We start from the raw sequence: 21,784 nt of genomic DNA on the forward strand, positions 1-21,784 counted from the left end.
GCTCGGCGCTGGAGGCGTTCGCGGACGCCTCGAAGGTGGCCGGTGCGGGGCCCGGTGCGGTGGGGCGCGTTTAGAATTCGCGGGTGAACGACCCCGTATCCCCGGCGGATGCCCTCCATGAGTTGCTCGACGGGCTTCCGGCCCGGCAGGCCGGTCTGGCCGTGGAGCGGCTCATCGCGAACTATCGCGGGGCGACCCCGACCGACGCCCCGATCCTCCGTGACCGCGCGGACGTCGCCGCGTATGCCGCGTACCGCATGCCGGCCACCTTCGAGGCGGTCCGCTCGGCGCTGGAGGCGTTCGCGGACGCCGTCCCGGACTGGACGCCCGGCAGCCACGTCGACGTCGGCGGGGGCACGGGCGCGGCGACCTGGGCGGTCGGCGCGACCTGGCCGGGCCGCCGCCCGGTGACGGTGCTGGACTGGTCGGAGCCCGCCCTGGCCGTCGGCCGGGAGCTGGCCGCGTCGAACCCGGCCCTGGCACACGCCCGCTGGCAGCGCGCCCGGATCGGCTCCGCGCTCACCCTGGAGCCGGCCGACCTGGTCACCGTCTCGTACGTGCTCAACGAACTGCCCGCCGCCGACCGAGCCGCCCTCGTGGACGCGGCAGCCGCCGCCGCGCAGGCCGTGGTGATCGTCGAGCCGGGCACCCCGGACGGCTACGGCAGGATCATCGAGGCCCGGGACCGGCTGATCGCGGCCGGCTTCCGTGTCGCCGCTCCCTGCCCGCACAGCGCGGCCTGCCCGATAGTGCCGGGTGAGGACTGGTGTCACTTCTCGGCACGGGTGAGCCGTTCCTCCCTGCACCGCCAGGTCAAGGGCGGCTCGCTGCCGTACGAGGACGAGAAGTTCGGCTACGTGGCCGCCGCCCGCTTCCCCGTCGACCCGGCCCCGTCCCGCGTCGTGCGACGCCCGCAGATCCGTAAGGGCCAGGTGCTCCTCGACCTGTGCGAGGCGGAGGAGCGGCTGACGCGGACGACGGTGTCCAAGCGGCACGGCGACCTGTACAAGGCGGCCCGGGACGCCGACTGGGGCGACGCCTGGCCGCCGCCGCCCGCCTCCTGACCCGCTCCCGTACGCTGCGGCGCCATGAACGCCATGCGAACTGCCGCAGAGTCGGAGTCGGAGTCGGAGTCGGAGTCCAGGATCGCGGTGGTGACCGGTGCCGGTTCCGGCATCGGCCGCGCGGTCGCCGTGGAGCTGCTGCGCGCGGGCTGGTCGGTGGCCCTGGCCGGCCGCCGCACCGCAACCCTGGAGGAGACGGCAGCGCTGGTGCCGGACGCCGCGAGTCTCGCCGTACGGACGGACGTCTCACGCCCTGAGGAGGTGGCGGCCCTGTTCGCCGCCGTGCGCGAGCGGTTCGGCCGCCTCGACCTGCTGTTCAACAACGCGGGCACGTTCGGTCCCGGTGGGGTTCCGGTGGAGGAACTCCCCTACGACGCCTGGCGGCACGTGGTGGACACCAACCTCAACGGGGCGTTCCTGTGCGCGCAGGCGGCGTACCGGCAGATGAAGGAGCAGGAGCCGCGGGGCGGGCGGATCATCAACAACGGGTCGGTCTCCGCGCACGCGCCCCGCCCGCACTCCGTCGCCTACACCGCGACCAAGCACGCGCTGACCGGCCTGACCAGGTCCCTGTCGCTGGACGGGCGGGCGTACGGCATTGCGGTCGGGCAGATCGACATCGGCAACGCGGCGACCGACATGACGTCGCGCATGCGGACGGGCGCCTTGCAGGCCAACGGCGAGATCGCGCCGGAGCCGGTGATGGACGTGGCCGACGTGGCGCGCACCGTGCGGCACATGGCGGAGCTGCCGCTGGAGGCGAACGTGCAGTTCGCGACGGTGCTGGCGACGGCGATGCCGTACGTGGGACGTGGCTGAACGGTCAACCTGCACAAACGGAGTTGAACATTCCGCACCATAAGGGCCGGTCGGGGACTTATGCTCGACGCCTCCTCCACAATTGCTTCACAGTTGGAGGGGAGAGCTTCCGCCGACCACACCGAGGGGGGAGGCCGGCAGCCGTTCCGCCGTACCGGATGGGGGTGGACCTCGCGTGAGCGCCCCGCGAGGTGCGCACCGGACCGCGGAACGGCTGCCGTCCACCATGGGAGTACGGGGACCGTGCCCGCCCGGCCTCCTCGCGACTCCTGCCGGCTACGCCTGTCCGGTCTCGAAGCGGGAGATGCGGCCGTCGTCCTCGACGACGAAGCTCCACCTGGTGCGCATCTCGCCCCAGGTGTCGTTGCTGTAGCGGGCGAGGAGGGCCCGGCCGCCGTCCGACTCGCTGTCGACCTCCAGATGACCGTGGGAGGAGAAGATCTCCCGGTCGATCCATTCGGTGAGATCGCGGTCGGAGCCGTCGTCGGCCATGGTCGCGTCCGGGGTGAGCTGCTTCAGAAAGGCCTCCCGGTCATGGGCGTTGACCGCGGAGACGAAGGCCCGGACGGCCGGGTCGGTGAGTTTTCCGGCATGGATCGTCATACGTGTCAGCCTCACACCACACCTGACCGCCCCGCCACCCGAACGGCTTTCGGGGCGGAGCGGTCAGGTGTGAGGGGTGCGACGGTGGACACGCGGAGAGGGCTGTCCCGTTGTCCGCTCGCTGCTGTACGTCCGCTCATCCTCCCTGGAGTCACCGTGACCTGTTACGACCGACGCGATCTGGGCCTGCTGCTGCTCCGGCTGGGAACCGGCGGGGTGCTGATGGCGCACGGCGCGCAGAAGCTGTTCGGCTGGTTCGGCGGCCACGGCCTGGAAGGCACAGGTCAGTTCATGGAGTCCGTCGGCTACGCGCCGGGCAGGGCGAGCGCCACGGCGGCGGGCCTGGCGGAGACCGGCGGTGGCGCACTCCTCGCACTGGGCCTGGCCACCCCGGCGGCCGGGGCCGCGGCGGCGGGCGCGATGGCGGGCGCCTCCGCCGTCCACGTACCCAACGGCTTCTTCGCGCAGAGCGGCGGCTACGAGTACGCCGCCTCCCTCGGCCTCACCGCCGCCGGCCTCGCCGTCACCGGTCCCGGGCGCCTCTCCCTGGACCACGCCGTCGGCCACACGGTCAACCGGAACTGGATGGTCCCGGCCGCCCTGGGCGTGACGGCGGCGGCCACGGCGGTCGTCGTCGGCCTGCGCACGAAGCGGCTGCGGCGGCGCGAGGAGGGGGAGCAGGAGGCACTGTTCGAGGAGTAAGGGGGAGGCAGCCGCCGTTCGAGGAGTGAGGAGGCTGGGCAGGCTGCGCCCATGAACGACAGCCGACCCGACGCCCCGCACGACTCCCTCTCCCTCTCCGCCGGGACCGGACTCTGGGAAACCGTGGACGCCCTGTGCGCCTGGCTCGACGCCGGTCAGCCGGTCGGCGGCCGGGAGGGCCTGCTGCTGCGGATGCTGAAACTGTCCGAGGAGGTCGGCGAGGTCGCCCAGGCGGTGATCGGCGCGACGGGCCAGAACCCCCGCAAGGGCACCTCACACTCCTGGGAGGACGTCCAGTCGGAGTTGTGCGACGTGGTCATCACGGCGCTCGTGGCACTCCGGACGCTGACACCGCAGGCACGGGAGGTGTTCGCGGCGCACCTGGCGCGGGTGGCAGGGCGGTCAGTGGGAACGGGCTCGGCCGGCCCCGCCCACTGACACGCACCCGGCCTCGTCCCGCGGTCGTCTGCGCGAGGGCCATCCCACCGCCGCCATCCCGCCGCCGCCGTCCTGACGCCGCCTCCTCGTGCCGGTCCTTCCTTGTCGGTGGTGTGGGGCGTGTGGGACGGTGGGCGGCATGATGAAGTACGTCGCACTGCTGCGCGGCATCAACGTCGGGGGCCACGCCAAGATCGCGATGAAGGATCTCCGCGAGCTGTTCGGCGAGATGGGGTTCGACGAGGTCCAGACGTATCTGCAGAGCGGGAACGTGGTGTTCGCCGACCCCGCGGGTGCCGCACCGGGCGAACTGCGGGAGCGGATCGAGAAACGCCTCTCCGACGGGCTGGGCGTACCGGCGAGCGTGCTGCTGCGCACCGGCGAGTCGCTGGCCCGGACGGTCGCCGCCAATCCGTATCTGGACCGCGAGGACGACCCGACCAAGCTGCACGTCACCTTCCTCGCCGAGAGGCCGACCGCCGAGCAGGCGGCCGGCCTGCAGACGCCCGCCGGGGAGACTGCCGAGTTCACCCTGGTCGGCGACGAGATCCACCTGCATGTGCCGGGCGGCTACGGGCGGACCAAGCTGAACAACACGTTCATCGAGCGCCGGCTGGGCATCGCCGCCACCACCCGCAACTGGAAGTCCGTCAACGCCCTGCGTGCGATGGCGTCCTGACGGGCGCGGGGTCAGCCCAGCAGGTTGATCGGGACTCTGTCGAAGCCCCGGTTGCCGAGGCCCGGGTGGCGCACCGCCGGAGCGGCGGGCTCCAGTTTCGGGAAGCGGGCCAGCAGCCGGCCGAACACCACCTCGGCTTGCAGGCGGGCCAGGTGCGCGCCCAGGCAGTGGTGGATGCCGGCCGCGAAGGAGAGGTGACCGTTCTCCTTGCGGGCGACGTCGAAGGCGTCCGGGTCGTCGAAACGCTCCGGGTCGTGATTGGCGGCGCCGAGCATCATCATCACGCCCTGGCCGGGCTTGAGTTCGGTGCCCGCGAAGCTGTGCGGCTCCAGCACGGTGAACACGTCGAACTGGGACGGCGAGTCGAAGCGCAGCATCTCCTCGACCGCCGAGGGCAGCAGTGCGGGGTCCTCGGTGAGGCGCCGCCGCGACTCGGGGAAACGGAACAGCGCGTCCAGTCCGTTGCCGATCAGGTTGGCGGTGGGCGTGTTGCCCGCGCCGAACAGCAGCAGCGCGGTGGCGATCACTTCGGTCTCGTCCAGCGCGTCGGCCGAGGTGGTCGCGAGCCGGCTGAGCAGGTCGTCCTGCGGGCGCTGCCGCTTCTCGGCGATGAGGCCGCCGAGGTAGGAGGCGAGATGCGTCTGGGCGGCGACGCCGCGGTTGATCTCCGCGGGGCCGGCGGCCGGTTCCATCAGCAGGCCCAACTCGTGGATGACCGGGACCAGTTCGGCCCGGTCGGCCTCCGGGATGCCGAGCAGGTCGCCGATGGTGCTGACCGGCAGCGGCATCGCCAGTTCGGTCATCAGGTCGGCGCCTGGCCGTGCCGCCAGCCGGTCGAGAAGGCCGTCCACGCGCCGGGTGACGCCCTCGCGCAGCGCCTCGACGTGCCGGCCGGTGAAGGCGGAGCTGACGATCCGTCGTAGCCGGGTGTGCTGCGGCGGATTGGTGAGGATCATGCTGTGCTGCATCAGCTCCATGACGCCGCGCAGGTCGTCCTTGGCGACGTCCTTGAGCTGGAGCTTCAGCCACTCGTCGCCCTTGCCGAACGAGCGGTTGCGCAGTGCCGCGTTGCAGTCCACATGTCGGCTGAGCACCAGGGTGCCGTCGCTGGTGAGCAGCGCGGGCGCTGCGTCGCGGAGCTGGTGGTAGAGGGGGTAAGGGTCCTCCACCGGCTGCATCATGATCGTATAGAAGAGCTGTTCGGCTTCGGCGTCGGCGCGAGCCACGACGGGCTCCGCTGGGGGCCTGGCGGGCATGAGTTCTCCCTTCACTGTCGCAGGGTGACCGATGGTCAGCCGCTGGTGAGCTGTGCGCGCAGCTGGTGCTTGAGCACCTTCCCCATCACGCCGCGGGGCAGGGCGTCGACGAGCTGGAAGCGGGTCGGGATCTGGTGCGGCTCGAGCCGCTCGGCGAGCGCCGCCCGGACGGCGGGCAGGTCGCCGTCGTCGGCGAGCACCAGGACGGCGGCCAGTTCCGCCTGGTCGGTGCCGGCCACCGGCACGCCCAGCACGGCGGCCTGTTCGACGCCTGGGCACTCGTACAGCGCTGCCTCGGTGTGGATGGTGGAGACCAGCTTGCCGTCGACGGTGACGGCGTCGGCCGCCCGGTCGAACAGGTGGAGTTCGCCCTCGGCGTCCAGGTAGCCGAGGTCGCGGGTGCGGGTCCAGTCGTCGGTGAGCTGCTCCTCGCGCTCGGTGCCCTCCAGGAAGAGGCGCTTGGGTGCGCCGCAGCGCAGCCAGATCTCGCCGATCTCACCGGTGGCGACGGGGTTGCCGTCGGCGTCGGCGACGAGCAGTTCGGAGCCCTCGCCGGGGCGGCCGACGCAGAACGGCCGGGACACGTCGAAGGTGGCGGCGATCACCGCGGGCACCGCCTCGCGGGCCGCGTACACCGAGGTGACCTGGGCGTTGGGCATCATCCGCTTGAGCGCGGAGGCGGTGGCCGGCGGAAGCGGCGCGGAAGCGGTGGCCAGCGTCTCGACGCACGACAGGTCGTGGGTCTCGTGGATCTTCCCGGCGACCATCTGGATGCCGATCCACGGGGTGAACATCACCGAGACGATCTGGTACTGCTCGATGAGTTCGCCCATGCGGTCGACGTCGTTGACCGGGCAGAGCACCAGGGTCGCCGGGTTGGTCAGCGCGATGGCCATCGTGGTGGCGCTGGAGGTGGTGCCGAGCGGGATCGGGGCGAGCAGCGGCTTCGGCTTGCCGAGCTGCTTGAAGCCCTCGGGACCGCGTCCGAAGGTCAGGTTGCCGTGCGGGGTGGCGATCGCCTTGGCCGCTCCGGTGGTGCCGGAGGTGTAGAGGATGTCGGCGAGGTCGTCGGGCTTCAGCTCGACCTTGACGGGGGTGGAGTCGCCGCTGTCGACCTCGTCGACGGTGGCGGCCCAGCCCTCGAAGCCCTCGGGCACCACGACGTCCTGGCCGCGGACCAGGCCGGTGACCTGGCACTGGGCGATCCTGCGGTTGAACTCGGCGGCGGAGATGTCCCTGTGCATGTGCACGGCGGTGGCACCGGCGTTGACGATGCCGAGGTAGGCGATCGCGTAGTCGATCCAGTCGAGGCCGCCGAACAGCAGGGCGATCCGCTCTCCGCGGCTGGTACCCCGGTTGAGCAGGCCACGCGCGACCGCGTTGGCCCTCTTGTACCACTCGCCGTAGCTGAGTGTCCGTTCCCCGTTGATGTTCACGACGATCTGGTCGGGATGGATCTCGGCGCGCAGCCGGAGCAGGTCGGGAACAACCAGCGCGGGTGTGGCGACGGACATGTGCATACCCCCAAGGCCCTGGGATTGTCGGCGGGCCGACGCTACCCAGCGGGCCCGGCCGACCGACGTACAGGATTGAGCAGTTGAGGGAAACGGTGGATCCGGGAGTGCGGTGGTTCCGGGGCAGCCGAAACGGGCCCGCCGCGGCTGCGGCGGGCCCGTGGGCCGGGGCGGGTCAGCCCTGGCGGGTCAGCCCTGGCTGATGCAGAACGGGTGGCCGGCCGGGTCCAGGAAGACCCGCCAGCGCTCGCCGCCGGGCTGGGTCTCCGCCTTGGCGGCGCCGAGCTCCAGCACCCACTTCTCGGCGGCGTCCAGGTCCTCGGCGGAGAAGTCGAGGTGGAACTGCTGCGGGACGCTCTGGCCGGGCCACTGCGGAGCCTGGTAGTCGGCGACCTTCTGGAATCCCATGGCCGGGCCGCCGTTGCCGTCCAGGCCCGCGAAGTCGTCCGACTTGTACGAGACCTTCAGGCCGCTGAGCTCCGAGTAGAACTCGGCCAGCTCGGTGGGGTTGGAACAGTCGAGGGTGACGCCGTAGTACTTGGTAAGCACGGGCACGCCGAAACTCCTTAGGTGCAGGTACATGGATTCAGAGGTGGCCGAAAATCAGCGCACGACATCCGTCGGCTCGGGTCGAGGACCGGCAAGCCGAGAGTGACTGTATTTCAGAACTACCGTGTCCGCACACAAAAAGGCAATGTGCGAGGCACGCATTCCTGAGTCGAAGGCTACTCGGTGTGGTGACACAGGACTTGGAGTTCCCCTCATTCGACTCCGCCGAGGCGTTCGTGACTTGGCGCGCCGAAAACCACGTGTGCTCTCCCGGCTTCTCACTCGGGCAAGGTGAACAGCAAGTGGTCCGAGGCCGAACGAACCGGCCGGGGGCGACAAGTTCCGCCCTTTGCCGGTCACCGCGCTAGCCCTGCAGCAGGGCCAGCAGTTCGGGGGTGTAGAGCTCGGAGACCGGGCGGACCCCGGCCACCGTGTCGAAGTACCGCTGGGTGAGGTCCTCGCTGGTGCTGACCGCCCGCAGCAGCGCCAGGCGCTTGTCTCGGGCGTCTGCCTGGGCGACCAGCAGAGTGCCCTGGTACGGGGGCGTCAACTGCTGGACCACTTCGGTTCCGTAGGCCTCCAGGGCGGCGGTCAGCCGGGGCTCGTCGTGCAGGCCCCCGGCGACCGCGTCGACCAGCAGCTCGGCCTGGAGGAAGGCGTCGCCGATGCCGCGTGCGGTGATCGAGTCCTTGTGGTGGGCGGCGTCGCCGACCAGCGCCCAGCCGGGGCCCGACGTCTCCCGGAAGTAGTTGCGCTGGTCGCCGGTGCCGCGCAGCCGTTCGGTCTGCTCGGCCCGCTCCATCTGCGCGAACAGAGCCGGGGCGTTGACCTTGACGCCCTCCCGGTAGGCGGCGAAGGCGTCGGTGCGGACCTCCTCGAAGCGGTCCTGCGGGAAGTACGCGGAGATCAGCACCGCGTCGTTGGTGGGGACGGCGGAGACCCAGCCGCGTTCGCCCTCGTACAGCTCGAAGTCGGTCTTGGGGCCGTCCCAGAAGGTGTAGTAGGCGCAGGTCAGCCGCGGGTGTTCGACCGTGGTGCGGGCGCCGGCCAGCTCGGCGACGGTGGAGCGCATGCCGTCCGCGCCGACCACCAGCCGGGCGCGTTCGACGGTGGGCCGACCGCCGGGTGTGGTGCAGCGCACGCCGACCACCCGGCCGTCCTCGACCAGCAGCTCGCTGACGCCGCAGCGGTCGCGGAACTCGACGCCGGCGGCCACCGCGCCCTCGACCAGGATCTCGTCCAGCCGGTGGCGGCGGGGGGCGTACGAGGCGTGCACCGTGCCGTTCGGGCCGGCGCAGCCGGCCAGACGGACGTCGTCGATCTCGTAGACGGTCCGGTCGAGCGGTGGGCAGCCGGTGGCCTTGACGGCGTCCAGCAGGCCCCAGCGCTCCAGGCGGGACACGCCGGGCTGCTGGATGTACAGCGTGGAGAGGGTGTCGGTGCGAAACGCCGCCCGGTCCAGCAGCAGGACCCGGTAGCCCTGCCGGGCGAAGAGCATGGCCGTCGGCCCGCCCGCGCATCGCGCGCCCACCACGATCACGTCCCACTCCACGACGAGCCACCTCCCGCAGCGGTCCGGGCCGGCGCTGTCCGCGCTGCGCCCACTGCGGGCCCGACCGTACGCAGCCCGGGAGTTCGGGGCCGCCCACTTTTGAGCGTGCCCCGCGGCGACCGGCCGTGCGAGGTCGCCGCGGGATGTCCCCTCACCGTGGCGAAGCAGTGGCAGAACGGCACCGGGGCGGCTACGGGCGGATCAGCGGCAGGATCAGGTCGTCGACCACGGAGACCACCAGTTCGTCGGGGACCGGCGAGGGGTCGCTCAGGAAGCGCTGGACCAGCATGGCCGGGCCGATGCCGGTGATCAGCGGGCTGATCGAGCCCTTGCGGACCTCGCCGCGTTCGGCGGCCCGTTCCAGGATCCGCCGGAACACGTCCTGGCGGGGGGCGACCACCCGTTCGTTGACGATGCCCATGAACGGCCGGTCCCGGTCCATCTCGGCGAGCAGGCTCTGTACGGCGCGGCCGACCGGGGAGTTGAGCACCGTGGCCTTCTCGCGCATGTGCTCGATCAGGTCCTCGCGGACGCCGGCCCCCTCCGGGAGGTCGTCGGGTGACGGCAGCCTGTTGTCGAGGGCGTCGACCACCAGCGCGGCCTTGTTGGACCAGCGCCGGTAGATCGCGGCCTTGCCGGTGTGCGCGGTGGCGGCGACCGAGTCCATGGTCAGGCCGGCGTAGCCGACGTGGGCCAGCTGTTCGATCACGGCGTCGAAGATGGCCTGCTCAAGGGCCTTTCCCCGGCGCCGGATCGGTGTACCGGCGACCGTGAATGACCGGGCGTCAGCTGTCATGGCATCCCCCATCCGAGCGACAAGTGAACTCTTGCGTTCCCAATTTGTTGCACGGTAGGGTCCAGCATAGGAAACTGTGTAGTGCCTTATCGAAGATCGAAAGTACGATGCCCGAGCTGGACGCTTCCCCCCTGACGGCCCCGGCGCCACGATGTGGCCGCCGCAGCGGCACGGCTCCTGCCGTGATCGCCGTCGCGCGGCTCATGGTGGCGCTCGACGCGACCATCGTGAACGTCGCCCTGCCGCGGGTCCATAGCGCCGCCGGGATTTCCACCCCGAAGCTGTCCTGGGTGGTCGACGCCCACCCGCGACGCGGGTGTACCGGTCCGCATCCCCGCGATACCGGCCGCGCCCGGGGCGGACCTCGACGGGTCCGGCCCCGCGGACGCGGTCAGGGACGTCCCTGCGCCGCGATGAGCGCAACCGGAGCGGGACCCGGGGTGTCCTGCCTGCTACCGGTCGGCGAGTTCCTGGCGCAGGATCCGCTTGAGCACCTTGCCGGTGATGCCGCGCGGCAGCGACTCCCGGGCCTCGACCAGGACGGGCAGCTGGTGCGGCTCGAGCAGTCCGGCGAGGAAGGCGGGCAGTTCACCGACGGCCGCCGGGTCCTCCAGCACCACCACCGCGGCCGGGCCCGAGCCCGCGGCGACCACCGCGGCCTCGCGGACCGCCGGGTGCTCGTACAGCGCCGCCTCGACGGCCACCGAGGAGACCCGCACCCCTGCGCCGCCGTCGAGCACGTCGTTGCCGCGGTCGAACAGGTGCAGCCAGCCCTCCTCGTCGAGGTGGCCGAGGTCGCCGGTGCGGATCCAGCCGTCGATCCGCACCTCGGCGTCACGCCGGGCGTCCAGGTAGTGGCGGCCGGGCGCGGCGGAGCGCAACTGGATCTCGCCGACCTCACCGAGCGGGAGTTCGGCGCCCAGGGCGTCGGCGATCCGGACGTCGCTGCCGCGGGCGGCCCGGCCGAGGGTGCTGGGGCGGGCCGGGTCGAAGGTGTTGACGACAACCGCGGGGACCGCCTCGGACTGCGAGTAGGCGGTGTTCAGCTCCGAGGCCGGGAACAGTTTCAGCAGTCCGCGGCTGAGCGCGGGGGCCAGCGGGGCGGAGGCGATCGCCACCCGCTCGACGCAGCTGAGGTCGTACCGTTCGCCGAGCCGGGCGGCCAGCATCCGCATCGCGATCCACGGGGTGATCATCACCGAGCCGATCCGGTGACGGCTGATCAGTTCGGCCATCCGCTCCACGTCGTCCACGGCGACCAGCACCAGCGCCGACGGCGAGGTGACCGCGATGATGGCCACCGTGGTGGCGCTGGAGGTGGTGCCCAGCGGCATCGGGGCGAGCAGCGGGGTCGGGTTCTCGAACTGCAGCAGGCCCTCGGGGCCGCGCCCGAAGGTGAGGTTGCCGTGCGGGTTGGTGAATGCCTTGGCCGGCCCGGTGGTGCCGGAGGTGTAGAGCACGTCGGCGATGTCCTCGGGGGCGAGCGGCACGTCGACCGGCGTCTCGTCACCGCTGTCCAGTTCGGTGACCTCGGCGGTCCAGCCGGTGAAGCTCGCGGGCGGGCGCAGCGGGCTGCTGTGGATCACCCCGGCGACCTCGCACTCGGCGAGCCGGCGTTCGATCTCGCGTTCGCCGAGCCGGTCGCTGAGGTGGACGGCGGTGGCGCCGACGCTGAGCACGGCGAGGTAGGCGACCGCGTAGCCGGTCCAGTCCATGCCGCCGTACAGCAGGCCGATCCGGCGGCCCTTGGTGACGCCGGCGGCGAGCAGGCCGTGGGCGGTGCGGTCGACCCGGCGCTGCCAGTCGCCGTAGTTCAGTGCGTCGGTTCCGTCGATGTTGAGTGCAATACGGTCCGGATACCGTTCGGCCCGCTGGCGCAGCAGATCGGTGACTCGGACCACGGTGCTCGCTCGTTCCATGTCGACTCCTCGACCGCAGGGCTGGAAATCCCACGCTACGAAGCCGCTATCGCCTTATCTGCTCAGAATTGCGCGACTGCCGTGGCGCCTTGCGGTATACCGTCGAGAGGTTGGTGAACAGTACGCATTTTTTCGGACCGACCGGAGAGAGCTGATCATGACTCGGATTGCTAATTCCGCGTGGGAGACATCCTCCTGGGAAGAATCCAACTATTTCGAGCCCGCGGACGGTCCGCCGCTTATCCGCGCCGATGTGAAGCGTGTCTTCCACGGTGATGTGGAAGGCACCGGCGAAGCGGTCCTGCTGTGCTGCCGTCCGGACGAGAAATCGGCCGGATACGTCTCCACCGAGCACATCGTCGCCACGCTGGCGGGACTCTCCGGCACCTTCGTGGTCCAGCACGGGGCGTCGATGGGCGCCGAGCAGCCGCAGACCATCGGCTTCGTGGTCCCGAACTCCGGCACCGGCGGCCTGACCGGTCTCAGCGGCACCTGCGCCTTCGGCCACGACGAGGAGGGGAAGGCGTACTTCCGCCTGGAGTACCAGCTGCCGTGAGACGACGACGTCCCCGCACCGGCAGCGGCCGGTCCGGGGACGTCGTGCGTTCAGCGCGCGATGATCTCCAGGGCCACCGCGGGCCGGCCGCCGAACCGCCGGCCGACCAGTTCGGCGAAGGCCTTCATCGGCTCGGCGACGCTGGTGACCGGCGGATTGAGGCCGCCCAGGTAGGCGCGGTGTGCCTCCAGGGAGGCGATGCCCGCCTCCAGATGGTCGGTGACGTCGACGGCGTGGGTGGGCTGCGGGGAGTTGGCCATCGCCACGTACGTGACGCCCGACCAGGGCTCCAGGCCGAGGTCCTCGAAGATCCACCGGTTGCCGGCGTCACCGACGGCGTCCAGGAGGGCGTGCGCGGTGTGCCGGTGATCAGGGGTGTTCCACTTGCCGGTCGAGGTGGTCTCCCGGCCGTTGAAGCCCAGCACGAAATCGGGCCGGTGACGGCGGATCGCGGCGGCGATGTCCCGGCGCAGGCCGAGCCCGTACTCGATCTCGCCGTCGCGGTGGTCCATGAACTCGACCTCGGAGACGCCGACGATCTTGGCGCTGGCCCGCTGTTCGGCCTCGCGGACCTCCGCCGACTCGGCCGGGGAGAGGCCGTCGATACCGGCCTGGCCCCTCGTCACCAGCAGATAGGACACGCTCTTCCCGGCGGCCGTCCAGGCGGCGACGGCGCTCGAGGTCCCGAACTCGATGTCGTCCGGGTGGGCGACCACCGCGAGGGCACGGTTCCAGTCGTCGGGCAGGCTGTGCAGATCCTGGGCGGTCATCGTGACACTCCTTGGGTGGGCAGCTGACGGTTCGTCGGTGCGGACGGCCGGAGGTCGAGGTCCGCCCGGATCTCGTCCAGCAGGCCGGCCGCGTGATCCTTGAGGTAGAAGTGGTCGCCGTCGAACTCGCGGAACCGGAAGGTGCCCGCGGTGACCTGCGCCCAGGCCGCCAGCTCGTCCGTGTCGGCCTCCGGGTCGTCCCGCCCGACGAACGCCGAGATCGGGCAGGCCAGGCGGGGCGCGGGCAGCGGCGTGTAGGTGTCGTTCAACTCGAAGTCGGCACGCAGCGTCGGCAGGAACAGCCGCACCAGTTCGGGCTGTGCCAGCACGTCGGACGGGGTGCCGTTGAGCCGGGCCACCTCGGCGAGGAAGGCCGCGTCGTCGAGCCGCGCGTAGGACGCGCGGCGTGCGGGCAGGTGCGGGGCGCGGCGGGCCGAGACGAACAGCCGTACCGGGGCGGGCAGGCCGAGCGCCACGAACCGCCGGGCCAGCTCGTAACAGACGGCGGCGCCCAGACTGTGCCCGAACAGGGCGTAGGGCCGGTCGAGTTGGGGGCCGATGAGCTCGGCCAGCGGGCCGATCGCCTGTTCCATCGTCACGTACGGCAGCTCGCGGATCCGGCTCTCCCGGCCGGGGAGCACCACCGGGCGGACCTCGATGCCGGGGGCGAGCGCGGCGCGCCAGGGGTGGAAGAACGCGCCGCCGCCGCCGGCGTGCGGCAGGCAGAACAGCCGGAGCTCCGCCTCGGTCCTGCTCATGTCATAGCCCCTCGTTGGCGAAGACCACGGCGGAATGGAAGCCGCCGAAGCCGAAACTGTTGGACAGCGCGAATTCGGCGGCCAGCGGTACGGCGGCGGTGCCGGCGAACCGCAGCCGGGGCTCCACCGGGTCGGTGAGCCACGGGTTGGGGTGCGCGAAGCCGCCGGCCAGCTGAGCGAGCGTGGCGACCGCCTCGACCACCCCGGCCGCGCCCAGGCAGTGCCCGGTGAGGGCCTTGGTGGCGTTCACCAGCGCGGGGGCGTCCGGGCCGAGTACGCGCAACAGGGCGGCGGCTTCGGTGCGGTCACCGAGCGGCGAGCCGGTGCCATGCGTGTTGACGTAGCCGAGCTGCCCGGGGGTGACCTGGGCCCGCTCCAGGGCGGTCCGCATCACCGCGGCCTCCACCTGCTCGCTCGGGTCGGCGAGGCTGGTACCGCTCAGCCGCAGCGCGTGCCCGGCCAGCCGGGCCAGCACCCGCGCGCCCCGGCGGCGGGCACCCGCGGCGGTCTCCAGCACCACGGCGGCTCCGCCGACACCGTCGGTGAAGCCTCGGTGCGCCCGGTCGAACGGGCGGCAGGGCGGTTCGTGGTCGGTGGCGGCGCCGGTGGCGGCAGGCGTCATCGCGCCCAGCGCGCGGTAGGCCTGGCGTTCCACCGGGGCGAGTTCGGTGGGTGCGCCGAGCACCAGGCAGGCGTCCACCGCTCCCGCGTCGAGCAGCCGGGCGGCGGTGATCAGCGCGATGTTGCCGCTGGCGGACGCGCCGCCCACGGTGCAGCCCTCGCCCTGGATGCCGAGGACCTCGCTGACCACGCCGACCTGGTCGGTGTCCTGCATGTGCAGTGCGTACCGGCCGGGGACGGCGGCGGGACGGTCCCGGTAGCGGTCGGCAGCCCGGTGCGCGCCCGCGCCGGTGAGGTTGTTGCCGGCCACCACCAGGCCGAGGCGCTCGGGTGGCAGGGCCTCCTCGGTGAGTCCGGCATGCGCCCAGGCCTCCGCGGCGGTCAGCACGGAGACCTGCACGCCGAGCGGCGACCTGGCCGCCGTCCGGGCCGCCTTCTGGGGCACCCACCCGCCGTGGGCCCGCCGCTCCGTGAGCAGGGCCGGGTAGTCGAAGGGCGGCAGCGGCGCGCCGGGTGAGTCGGCGTCCCGGTCGGCGGCGGGCAGCAGGGCGCTGCGGCCGGCCCGCAGCGCGTCGGTGAAGGCCGCCAGGCCCGCGCCGGCCGCGCAGTGCACGCCGAGGCCGGTGACCACGACCCCGCCGCCGGTGGTCACTTGGAGTGCCGGGCGAGCAGAGCGACCAGCGAGCGGATGTTGCGGGTCTGCTGGAACTCCATCACGGGCACGCTGATGCCCATGTCCTCCATGGTGAGGGTCACCACCTCGGCCCGGTCGACGCTGTTGCAGCCCAGTTCGGAGAGGCTGTTGTCGAGGGTGACGGTGGAGGTGTCCAGGTCGTACACCACGACGCCCAGATTCCGCCGGACCGTCTCGAAGATGTCGCTGTCGTCCATCTCGCTGTTCTCCTAGACCCACTCGTAGGTGCGGTGGTAGCCCTCGGTGCCGCGGTACGCCAGCACCGGCTCCCGGCCGCCGCGGCCGGCGTCGAGGAAGCGCCGGTAGCGCTCGATCTCGATCTTGCGGTTCTCGGCCGGGACCAGGCATCGGCTGTTCTCGGCGAGCAGCTCGGTGTACTCGGCGAAACCCAGTTCGACCCGGGCGTTCAGCCGGCCCGCGATGTCCAGCTCGGCGAGCGCGGCGCGGGAGCCCTCGTCGATGAGTCCGCTGAAGAACTCGGAGGCGCAGCCCGAGCCGTACGAGAACAGGCCGACCCGGGCGGTGCCTTGGTACGGGGCGTTGTCGATGAGGCTGGCCAGGGCCAGGTAGACGGAACCGGAACAGAGGTTGCCGACCTGGCTGGGGTAGACCAGCGAAGGCGACACCCGGGCGGCGAAGTCCGCCTCGATGGCGTCCGGGGTGGCCCGTGCCTGTTCCCGCATGAGTTTGCGGTGTGCGGCCCTGACCAGCCCGGCGAACGGGGTGTGCAGGGCGAGTTGGTCGAAGGTGGTCCGCAGGTCGACATCGGCGACCTTGCCACGGTAGTCGGCGAAGCTGTTGGACAGGCAGTCCAGGTAGGCGAACAGCGAGCCGTCGACGTCGGCGATGTCGTAGTCCGGCATCGGCCGCGCCGAGTCCATGGTCTCGTAGGCGTACGCGCCGAACGCGCCGAGGTCGAGGGCGAGGACCCGGGGATCGTCGCCGAGCAGCATGGCGGAGGCGCCGGTGCCGGTGGCGGGTTCCGCGTAGCCGGCCCGTGCGTCCACCATGGACACGTCGGTGGCGATCACCAGCGCCTTGGCGCCCGGGGAGACGCCGGAGGCCAGATAGCCGGCGGCGATCTGCAGGGCGCCGGTGGCGGCGTAGCAGGCCTGTTTGACCTCCATCACCCGGCACTTGCGGCTCAGGCCCAGGAACTCGTGGACGTACGAGGCGATCGACTTGCTGTAGTCGACGCCGGACTCGCTGGAGGTGAGGATCAGTTCGATCCGCTCCTTGTCCTGCGGGGCGAGCCGGTTCACGATCGGAGCGGCCGCGTTGACGGCGTTGGTGATCGGGTCCTCGCAGGGCAGGGCGATCGAGCGGGCCCGCATCATCAGGTGGCCGATCCGCTCCTGGTCCAGTCCGCGGCCCTCGAACAGCGCGGTGGTGGACAGTTGGGCGAAGCCGGCGTGGACGTTCAGCGCCTCGATGCCGATCCGGACGGTCATCGCCGCTTCACCTCCACCAGGAAGTCGATCAGGGAGTCGATGTCGGGCACGGTGCTGAAGCCGGCCATCGGCTCGCGCACCCCGAGCGCGTCGATCAGCGCCATGATGATCTCCACCCGGTCCACCGAGTCCGCGCCGAGGTCCTTGAGGTGCTTGTCGCCGGTGATCTGCTCGGCGGGCACCTGGGGCAGGATGGCGGCGACGGTCTCGTGCACCAGGCGGGCCACTGCGGCGCGGTCGGTGTCACTGCGCTGCGGCATTCGAGCCCTCCAGTCGTACGTGCAGGGTGCAGACCGCCAGGCAGCGGCCGCTCGTGGCGTCCTCGACCACCGCGTTCCAGCGTTCCTCGGCCGGGTCGTCGCGGCGCCGCCAGGAACGCAGCCGGATCCGCAGCACCGAGTCGGCGTCGGCGTTGCCGAGGTAGCAGAGCTGATGATCCAGCACCGTTCGATCGAGGAATCTACGGTCGGCGCGTCCCTGGTTCCGCCACATTTTGAGCAGGGCGCCGTCGATGATGGAGAAGTACGAGGCGAAGTACAGGAGTCCGACGCCGTTGATGTCTCGGGTGATGTCGATCGGGTACTCGACCTCGTCCGCGGCCACCAGCTCCTCCCACTGCGGGTCCTGCGGGTCGTGGAAGGTCTGCCGGACCCGGGCCGTCCCGTACGCGGCACGCGGCGAGTGGACGGCGGGCAGTTGCGGCAGGTGGGCGTGCCGGAAGTCGGCCGGCGCGGAGGTGATCAGTCCCTCGTTGCTGTCGGCGTGGCTACGGGTGACCCAACGGTTGAAGTTCTGCACGTACAGGCAGTCGGGCTGCCGGGCCGCGAAGAACTCGTCGGGATCCAGGCCCTGTTCGGGCTTCACCTCGGAGCCGGGCGGCAGTCGGCGGATCCGGTGCAGAGTCAGCACCGACTCGCTGCCGTAGCCGAACACCCGCGAGGTGGTCTCGATCCGGTCGCCGAAGGTCAGCGCGCCCGGGTGGAGCTGCCCGCCGGAGCGGACCCTGAAGTAGTAGAAGGAGAGGTAGGTGGGCCGGCCCCGGTCGTTGAACGCGTTGAACGCGTCGGTGTCGCAGACCTCGCTGACGGTCTCCCAGGTCCAGTCGCCCACCTGGCCCACGAACAGCGAGTTGTGCCCGCACATCCCGGGTTTGACGGTGACCAGCCGGCCGACCGAGCCGTCGGGGGCGCGCCACACCTCCGGCCGCAGCAGCGAATCCCGGGTTTCTCGCATCACTGCGCCCCCTTCACGGTGGTCGGTGTGTCGTGCTCGGTGGCGTGCTTGGCGTCGGGCTCGGTGTCGTGCTTGGTGTCGTGCTCGGAGAGGAAGGCGGTGAGAACGGAGTTGAACACCTCCGGCTGGGTGAGGGCCGGGAAGTGGCCGGCCCCGTCGATCTCCGCGTAGCGGGAGTCGGCGATCGCGCCGTGCAGCAGGTGTGCGGTCTTCTGCGGGATCACCGAGTCGTAGCGGCCCTGGACCACCAGCGTCGGCACCGCGATCAGGGGCAGCCGGGACAGCAGGTCCGGTTCGGTGGCGAACACGTCCAGGTAGCGCAGACCGGTCTGCGGGTCCATGCTCTCGGAACGCAGCAGCACTCCCTCCAGTTGCAGCCGCCGCTGCTCGTCGGGAGCCTGCGCGCCACTGGCGGCGATCTTGTCGAAGTCCTCCTGCAGCACCACGTCCAGGCGGTTGACCTCGCCGACCCGGTTGGCGCACTTGTACGAGCTGCAGATCAGGGTCAGCGACGCCACCTCGTCCGGATGCTCCAGTGCGTACGTCTGAGCGGTCAGGCCGCCGAACGAGGCACCCGCGAGGTGCACCGGCCCGGTCGCACCGAGTTCGCGCAGGGCCGCCCGGTGCACCTGGGCGAGGCCGTGCAGGGTGAGGTCGGCGGAGGCGTTGGTACGGCCGACGCCCGGGGCGTGCAGCACCACCACCCGGTAGCGGTCGCTGAGGCCGGCGAACTGGTGGCGGAACACCCCGGCCCCGATGTTGAACGGGTGGATGAACAGCAGCGTCGGCCCGGTGCCCGCCATGAAGGCCTCCACCTCGCCGCCCTGCGGGACACTGACGATCCGGTGCTCCACCGGCGCGCCGAAGTCGGTCAGCACGCCCAGGTTGTCGTCCTTCGCGCGCACGCCCTCGCGCAGGGCCGCCTTGATGTCCTCCGGCACCACCCTCGCGGGGTGGAACACCGCCTGCGCGGGGGCCGCGGCCGGGTCGACCGGGATCAGCTCGACCGGCGCCGGGCCGGAACGGTACAGCCCGGCCAGCCGCTTGCCGATCTCCCGGATGTCCGAGGTCTCGGTGCCGACCGGGACCGCGAGCCGGATCAGCGGCGCCGCGTCCGCACCGGTGTCCAGGTGCGGGCCGCCCCGGACACCGGTGTGCTCGAAGATCCAGTCCAGGCACGACGGCACCGGGTGCTCGAAGTCCGCGAACTGCTTCATCGCGCCGGTGTCCAGCAGCACGCAGTGCCCGGCCGCCGGGCCGATCACCGGCAGGCCCGCCCGTGACAGCAGGCCCCACAGCATCTTCACCGCGGCCCGGCGCCGGCCCACCTGCTCGGCCACACCGCCGGAGTCCGCGAGGGCCGCCGCGATCTGCCGCCGGCCCGCCAGGTTGACCTGGTGGCCGCGGGTCGAGATCTGCTCCCGCAACCGCTCGACCAGGCCCGGCCGGGAGGTGGCGACCAGACCGCCGAAGTCGATGCCGAAGTCCTTCGACAGGCCCATCGTCACCGCGTCCGCGGTGGCCAGCAGTTCCGCCGTCACCTTCCAGATGCCCCGCCTCTGCGCGCTCTCCTCGTGCTCCGCCACGAACGCCGCGTTCTCCAGCGCCCGGGTGGCGTCCAGCACCAGCGGGACCCCGGCCGCCACCGCGATCCGGCGCACCTCGCGCAGGTTCGCCAGCGAGATCGGGTAGCCGCCCTGGGCGTTGTCACTGAGTTCCAGGCAGATCATCGACACCCCGCCCGGCCGTTCCGCGAGGATCCGCTCCAGGGCCGCCACGTCGACATCCCGGAACGGGCCGGTCCTGGTGACGGGCCGGCAGTCGGGCAGTGCGACCGGCTCGAAGCCGTTGTCGGCCAGGCTCATCAGGAAGGTCGGGAACAGCCCGTTGTGCACGGCCGCCTGTCGGATGCCCGGCCAGGAACGGCACAGCAGCGCCTCCGCGGTCCGCCCCGACGGGGTCGGCAGCACGCACTCGAAGTCCAGCCATGGCACTGGGGGCAGGCCCTCCGCCCCGAGTTCCACGCCCGCCGCCGCCTTGGCCAGCCGGGCCGTACGCTCGGCCACCGCCGGGGTGGCCAGCTCGGCCCACGAGTCGGTGATCAGGTCGAACCGCACCGCGGAGGTGGGCAGGGTGATCGGGTTGTGGCCGTACGCGGAGACGCTGTCGGTCGGCTGCGGTACGGCGGCCCGAGCGGGTGCCGAACGCTCCCGAGCGGGTGCCGGACGGTCCGGAGCGGCAGCCGCGGCCGGCTCGGGCGAAGCAGGCCGGACCGGGTCCGGAGTCTCGGCCATGGCCGGGGGCGCGGGCTTGGAGGGCTTGGAGGGCTTGGAGTCGGGCTTGGCGTCGGCCGTTGTACCGGCCTCGGAGTCGGCCTCGGAGTCGGCCTCGGAGTCGGAATGGGTTCGGACGTCGTCGAGGGCCTCCGGCGCGGTGGTCTCCAGGTCCGGGCTGGCGATCATCAGGATCACGTCGGCGACCGCGCTGCGCCGCTCGTCGTCCGGCTGGCACAGGTAGATCGTCGAGTTGGCCGGGCGGAACTTGTTCTTGAACTGGAAGTTGCCCTCGTCGAAGATGCCGACCGTCCGCAGCTCGGCCAGGCCGTTCTCCACCTCGGGCGAGGAGTTGGGGGACTCCCCCGCCTTGACGCCGAAGCTCGCGCCGAAGCTGAAGATCTCGACGCCCTCGGCCGCCAGTTTCTCGATGATCCGGACGATCGCGAACTCAAGACCCCCGAGCGGCGCCTCCTTCGGGTAGAACTCCAGGTCGAGCAGCCAGCCGGACTCCGACGGGATCTTCGTCACGATGATCGCGCTGGCCAGCTCACCGTCCACCCGGGTCAGGAACATCCGGTGGCGCTCGGCGAGCTGGCCCCGGCCGATCTCCTCGCTGACCACCGCCACGTACGGGTTGACCATCTGCTTGGTCTCGCCCCAGCGGCTCATCATCGCCACGATCTCCTGGTCGACCGCGGGATCGCTGCCCACCCGGTACTCCTCGGTGGCGCACTCCCCCGCCGCGACGAACCGGTTCACCATGTAGCGCAGCCGGCGCATCCGGCTGCCCTCCATGGTGAAGGTGCTCAGATCGTCCAGCCGCTGCACCGCGCCGAACGGCGTGGCAGTGAACGGCTGACCGGCCACCGACCCGATGTGTTCCACCGAGAGGAAGTTGGGCTGCAGACCGTGCCGGTCCGCGTAGGCGACGTACTGCTCGATCAGCTTCGGGAAGTACTCGCGCGAGCCGACATAGCTCCACGCGAACAGCACCCCGCCCTTCCGCGAGAAGTTGAAGTACCCCTCCCGCTCGGCGCCCAGGAACATCAGGGGCGCGATGTCACGCCCCGCGAGGCCACCTTCCTTCGCCCACCGCGCGTCCACCTCCGCGACCACCGCGGCCAGCTCCGGACGCTGCGGCAACTGTCGCTTGCGCAGCACCGTCCAGCCGCCGGCCGGCTGCTGCGACCGCGCCGCGACCCGCGTCGGGGTGGCGGGCTGCTCCGGACCGGCCGCCGTGGAGGACAGCACCTCGCGCAGGCCGACGGTCGTGGCCGGGCCGTACTCGGCAACCAGGTGCTCGGCCAGGGCGGGCACCGTCGGGTGGTCGAACATCAGGGTCTTGCGCTGGGCACCGAACCTCTTCTCCAGCGCGCTCACGGTGCGCAGCATGTCGAAGGACGTCAGGCCGTCGTCGGCGAACGCGACACCCGGGGTGAGGGGGCGGCCGGAGATCATCGAGATCAGGTCGCCCAGCAGTTCCTGCGGGTCGGGCGCGGACCCGACGGGCGGTGCGCCGACGGGGGTGGGAGTG

General features: G+C 71.6%; 21 protein-coding genes. 6 read left to right on the forward strand and 15 right to left on the reverse strand.

Annotation, left to right across the window (positions count from 1 at the left end):
* Positions 1-83: 83 nt before the first annotated feature.
* A complete protein-coding gene (locus P1P75_RS25290; RefSeq protein ID WP_319259131.1) occupies positions 84-1,064 on the forward strand; it encodes a small ribosomal subunit Rsm22 family protein in 981 nt (326 codons plus the stop codon).
* Positions 1,065-1,097: 33 nt separating this feature from the next.
* On the forward strand, positions 1,098-1,883 hold the full coding sequence (locus tag P1P75_RS25295) for an SDR family oxidoreductase (RefSeq protein ID WP_319259134.1): 786 nt from the start codon (positions 1,098-1,100) through the stop codon (positions 1,881-1,883).
* Between the two features lie 276 nt (positions 1,884-2,159).
* Here P1P75_RS25295 and P1P75_RS25300 read toward each other — a convergent pair whose 3' ends face one another.
* A complete protein-coding gene (locus tag P1P75_RS25300) occupies positions 2,160-2,486 on the reverse strand; it encodes a nuclear transport factor 2 family protein (RefSeq protein ID WP_319259137.1) in 327 nt (108 codons plus the stop codon).
* A 156-nt stretch (positions 2,487-2,642) separates the two neighbouring features.
* Between P1P75_RS25300 and P1P75_RS25305 the strand changes: the two genes are divergently transcribed.
* From P1P75_RS25305 to P1P75_RS25315, 3 genes are all read left to right on the forward strand, one after another.
* The gene (locus tag P1P75_RS25305; protein ID WP_319259140.1) at positions 2,643-3,188 is read left to right on the forward strand and encodes a DoxX family protein; all 546 of its coding nucleotides are present in this window, start codon (positions 2,643-2,645) and stop codon (positions 3,186-3,188) included.
* 51 nt (positions 3,189-3,239) lie between these two features.
* Complete coding sequence (locus tag P1P75_RS25310) at positions 3,240-3,626, forward strand: MazG-like family protein (RefSeq protein WP_319259143.1); 387 nt, start codon at positions 3,240-3,242, stop codon at positions 3,624-3,626.
* 139 nt (positions 3,627-3,765) lie between these two features.
* A complete protein-coding gene (locus tag P1P75_RS25315) occupies positions 3,766-4,305 on the forward strand; it encodes a DUF1697 domain-containing protein (RefSeq protein ID WP_319259145.1) in 540 nt (179 codons plus the stop codon).
* A gap of 11 nt (positions 4,306-4,316) precedes the next feature.
* On the opposite strand, the gene P1P75_RS25320 is transcribed toward P1P75_RS25315, so the two are convergent.
* The 6 genes from P1P75_RS25320 to P1P75_RS25345 all read right to left on the reverse strand — a co-directional run bounded on the left by P1P75_RS25320 (position 4,317) and on the right by P1P75_RS25345 (position 11,891).
* The gene (locus tag P1P75_RS25320; protein ID WP_319259148.1) at positions 4,317-5,561 is read right to left on the reverse strand and encodes a cytochrome P450; all 1,245 of its coding nucleotides are present in this window, start codon (positions 5,559-5,561) and stop codon (positions 4,317-4,319) included.
* Between the two features lie 35 nt (positions 5,562-5,596).
* Positions 5,597-7,075, reverse strand: a complete 1,479-nt coding sequence (locus P1P75_RS25325) for a class I adenylate-forming enzyme family protein (protein WP_319259153.1) — start codon at positions 7,073-7,075, stop codon at positions 5,597-5,599.
* Positions 7,076-7,264: 189 nt separating this feature from the next.
* Positions 7,265-7,630 carry a VOC family protein gene (locus P1P75_RS25330; RefSeq protein WP_319259156.1) on the reverse strand — a complete coding sequence of 122 codons (366 nt, stop codon included), beginning with the start codon at positions 7,628-7,630 and terminating at the stop codon, positions 7,265-7,267.
* Positions 7,631-7,988: 358 nt separating this feature from the next.
* The gene (locus P1P75_RS25335) at positions 7,989-9,176 is read right to left on the reverse strand and encodes an NAD(P)/FAD-dependent oxidoreductase (RefSeq protein ID WP_319259159.1); all 1,188 of its coding nucleotides are present in this window, start codon (positions 9,174-9,176) and stop codon (positions 7,989-7,991) included.
* Positions 9,177-9,366: 190 nt separating this feature from the next.
* The gene (locus tag P1P75_RS25340) at positions 9,367-9,972 is read right to left on the reverse strand and encodes a TetR/AcrR family transcriptional regulator (protein WP_319259162.1); all 606 of its coding nucleotides are present in this window, start codon (positions 9,970-9,972) and stop codon (positions 9,367-9,369) included.
* A gap of 452 nt (positions 9,973-10,424) precedes the next feature.
* Entirely contained in the window at positions 10,425-11,891 is a 1,467-nt protein-coding gene (locus tag P1P75_RS25345) for a class I adenylate-forming enzyme family protein (RefSeq protein WP_319259165.1), read from the reverse strand.
* Positions 11,892-12,048: 157 nt separating this feature from the next.
* Here P1P75_RS25345 and P1P75_RS25350 point away from each other — a divergent pair, with 157 nt between their 5' ends.
* Positions 12,049-12,447: a DUF3224 domain-containing protein gene (locus P1P75_RS25350; RefSeq protein WP_319259169.1), complete on the forward strand. Its 399-nt coding sequence runs from the start codon at positions 12,049-12,051 to the stop codon at positions 12,445-12,447.
* Positions 12,448-12,497: 50 nt separating this feature from the next.
* Here P1P75_RS25350 and P1P75_RS25355 read toward each other — a convergent pair whose 3' ends face one another.
* From P1P75_RS25355 to P1P75_RS25390, 8 genes are all read right to left on the reverse strand, one after another.
* The gene (locus P1P75_RS25355) at positions 12,498-13,217 is read right to left on the reverse strand and encodes a PIG-L deacetylase family protein (RefSeq protein ID WP_319259172.1); all 720 of its coding nucleotides are present in this window, start codon (positions 13,215-13,217) and stop codon (positions 12,498-12,500) included.
* A complete protein-coding gene (locus tag P1P75_RS25360) occupies positions 13,214-13,975 on the reverse strand; it encodes an alpha/beta fold hydrolase (RefSeq protein WP_319259175.1) in 762 nt (253 codons plus the stop codon). Before P1P75_RS25360 ends, P1P75_RS25355 begins: the two co-directional genes overlap by 4 nt.
* A gap of 1 nt (position 13,976) precedes the next feature.
* A complete protein-coding gene (locus tag P1P75_RS25365) occupies positions 13,977-15,248 on the reverse strand; it encodes a beta-ketoacyl synthase N-terminal-like domain-containing protein (protein WP_319259178.1) in 1,272 nt (423 codons plus the stop codon).
* Positions 15,245-15,487: a phosphopantetheine-binding protein gene (locus P1P75_RS25370; RefSeq protein WP_319259182.1), complete on the reverse strand. Its 243-nt coding sequence runs from the start codon at positions 15,485-15,487 to the stop codon at positions 15,245-15,247. The genes P1P75_RS25365 and P1P75_RS25370 overlap by 4 nt, the downstream gene beginning before the upstream one ends.
* 12 nt (positions 15,488-15,499) lie before the next feature.
* Positions 15,500-16,741, reverse strand: a complete 1,242-nt coding sequence (locus P1P75_RS25375) for a hydroxymethylglutaryl-CoA synthase (protein WP_319259185.1) — start codon at positions 16,739-16,741, stop codon at positions 15,500-15,502.
* The gene (locus P1P75_RS25380) at positions 16,738-17,001 is read right to left on the reverse strand and encodes a phosphopantetheine-binding protein (RefSeq protein WP_319259188.1); all 264 of its coding nucleotides are present in this window, start codon (positions 16,999-17,001) and stop codon (positions 16,738-16,740) included. The genes P1P75_RS25375 and P1P75_RS25380 overlap by 4 nt, the downstream gene beginning before the upstream one ends.
* Positions 16,985-17,974: an LnmK family bifunctional acyltransferase/decarboxylase gene (locus tag P1P75_RS25385; RefSeq protein WP_319259191.1), complete on the reverse strand. Its 990-nt coding sequence runs from the start codon at positions 17,972-17,974 to the stop codon at positions 16,985-16,987. Before P1P75_RS25385 ends, P1P75_RS25380 begins: the two co-directional genes overlap by 17 nt.
* Positions 17,974-21,784 (reverse strand): alpha/beta fold hydrolase (locus tag P1P75_RS25390; protein WP_319259193.1); only part of this gene is annotated, 3,811 nt, incomplete at its 5' end. The genes P1P75_RS25385 and P1P75_RS25390, both read right to left, overlap by 1 nt.

It is taken from the genome of Streptomyces sp. ID05-39B (genome assembly GCF_033794725.1).
Taxonomy (GTDB): domain Bacteria; phylum Actinomycetota; class Actinomycetes; order Streptomycetales; family Streptomycetaceae; genus Streptomyces; species Streptomyces bobili.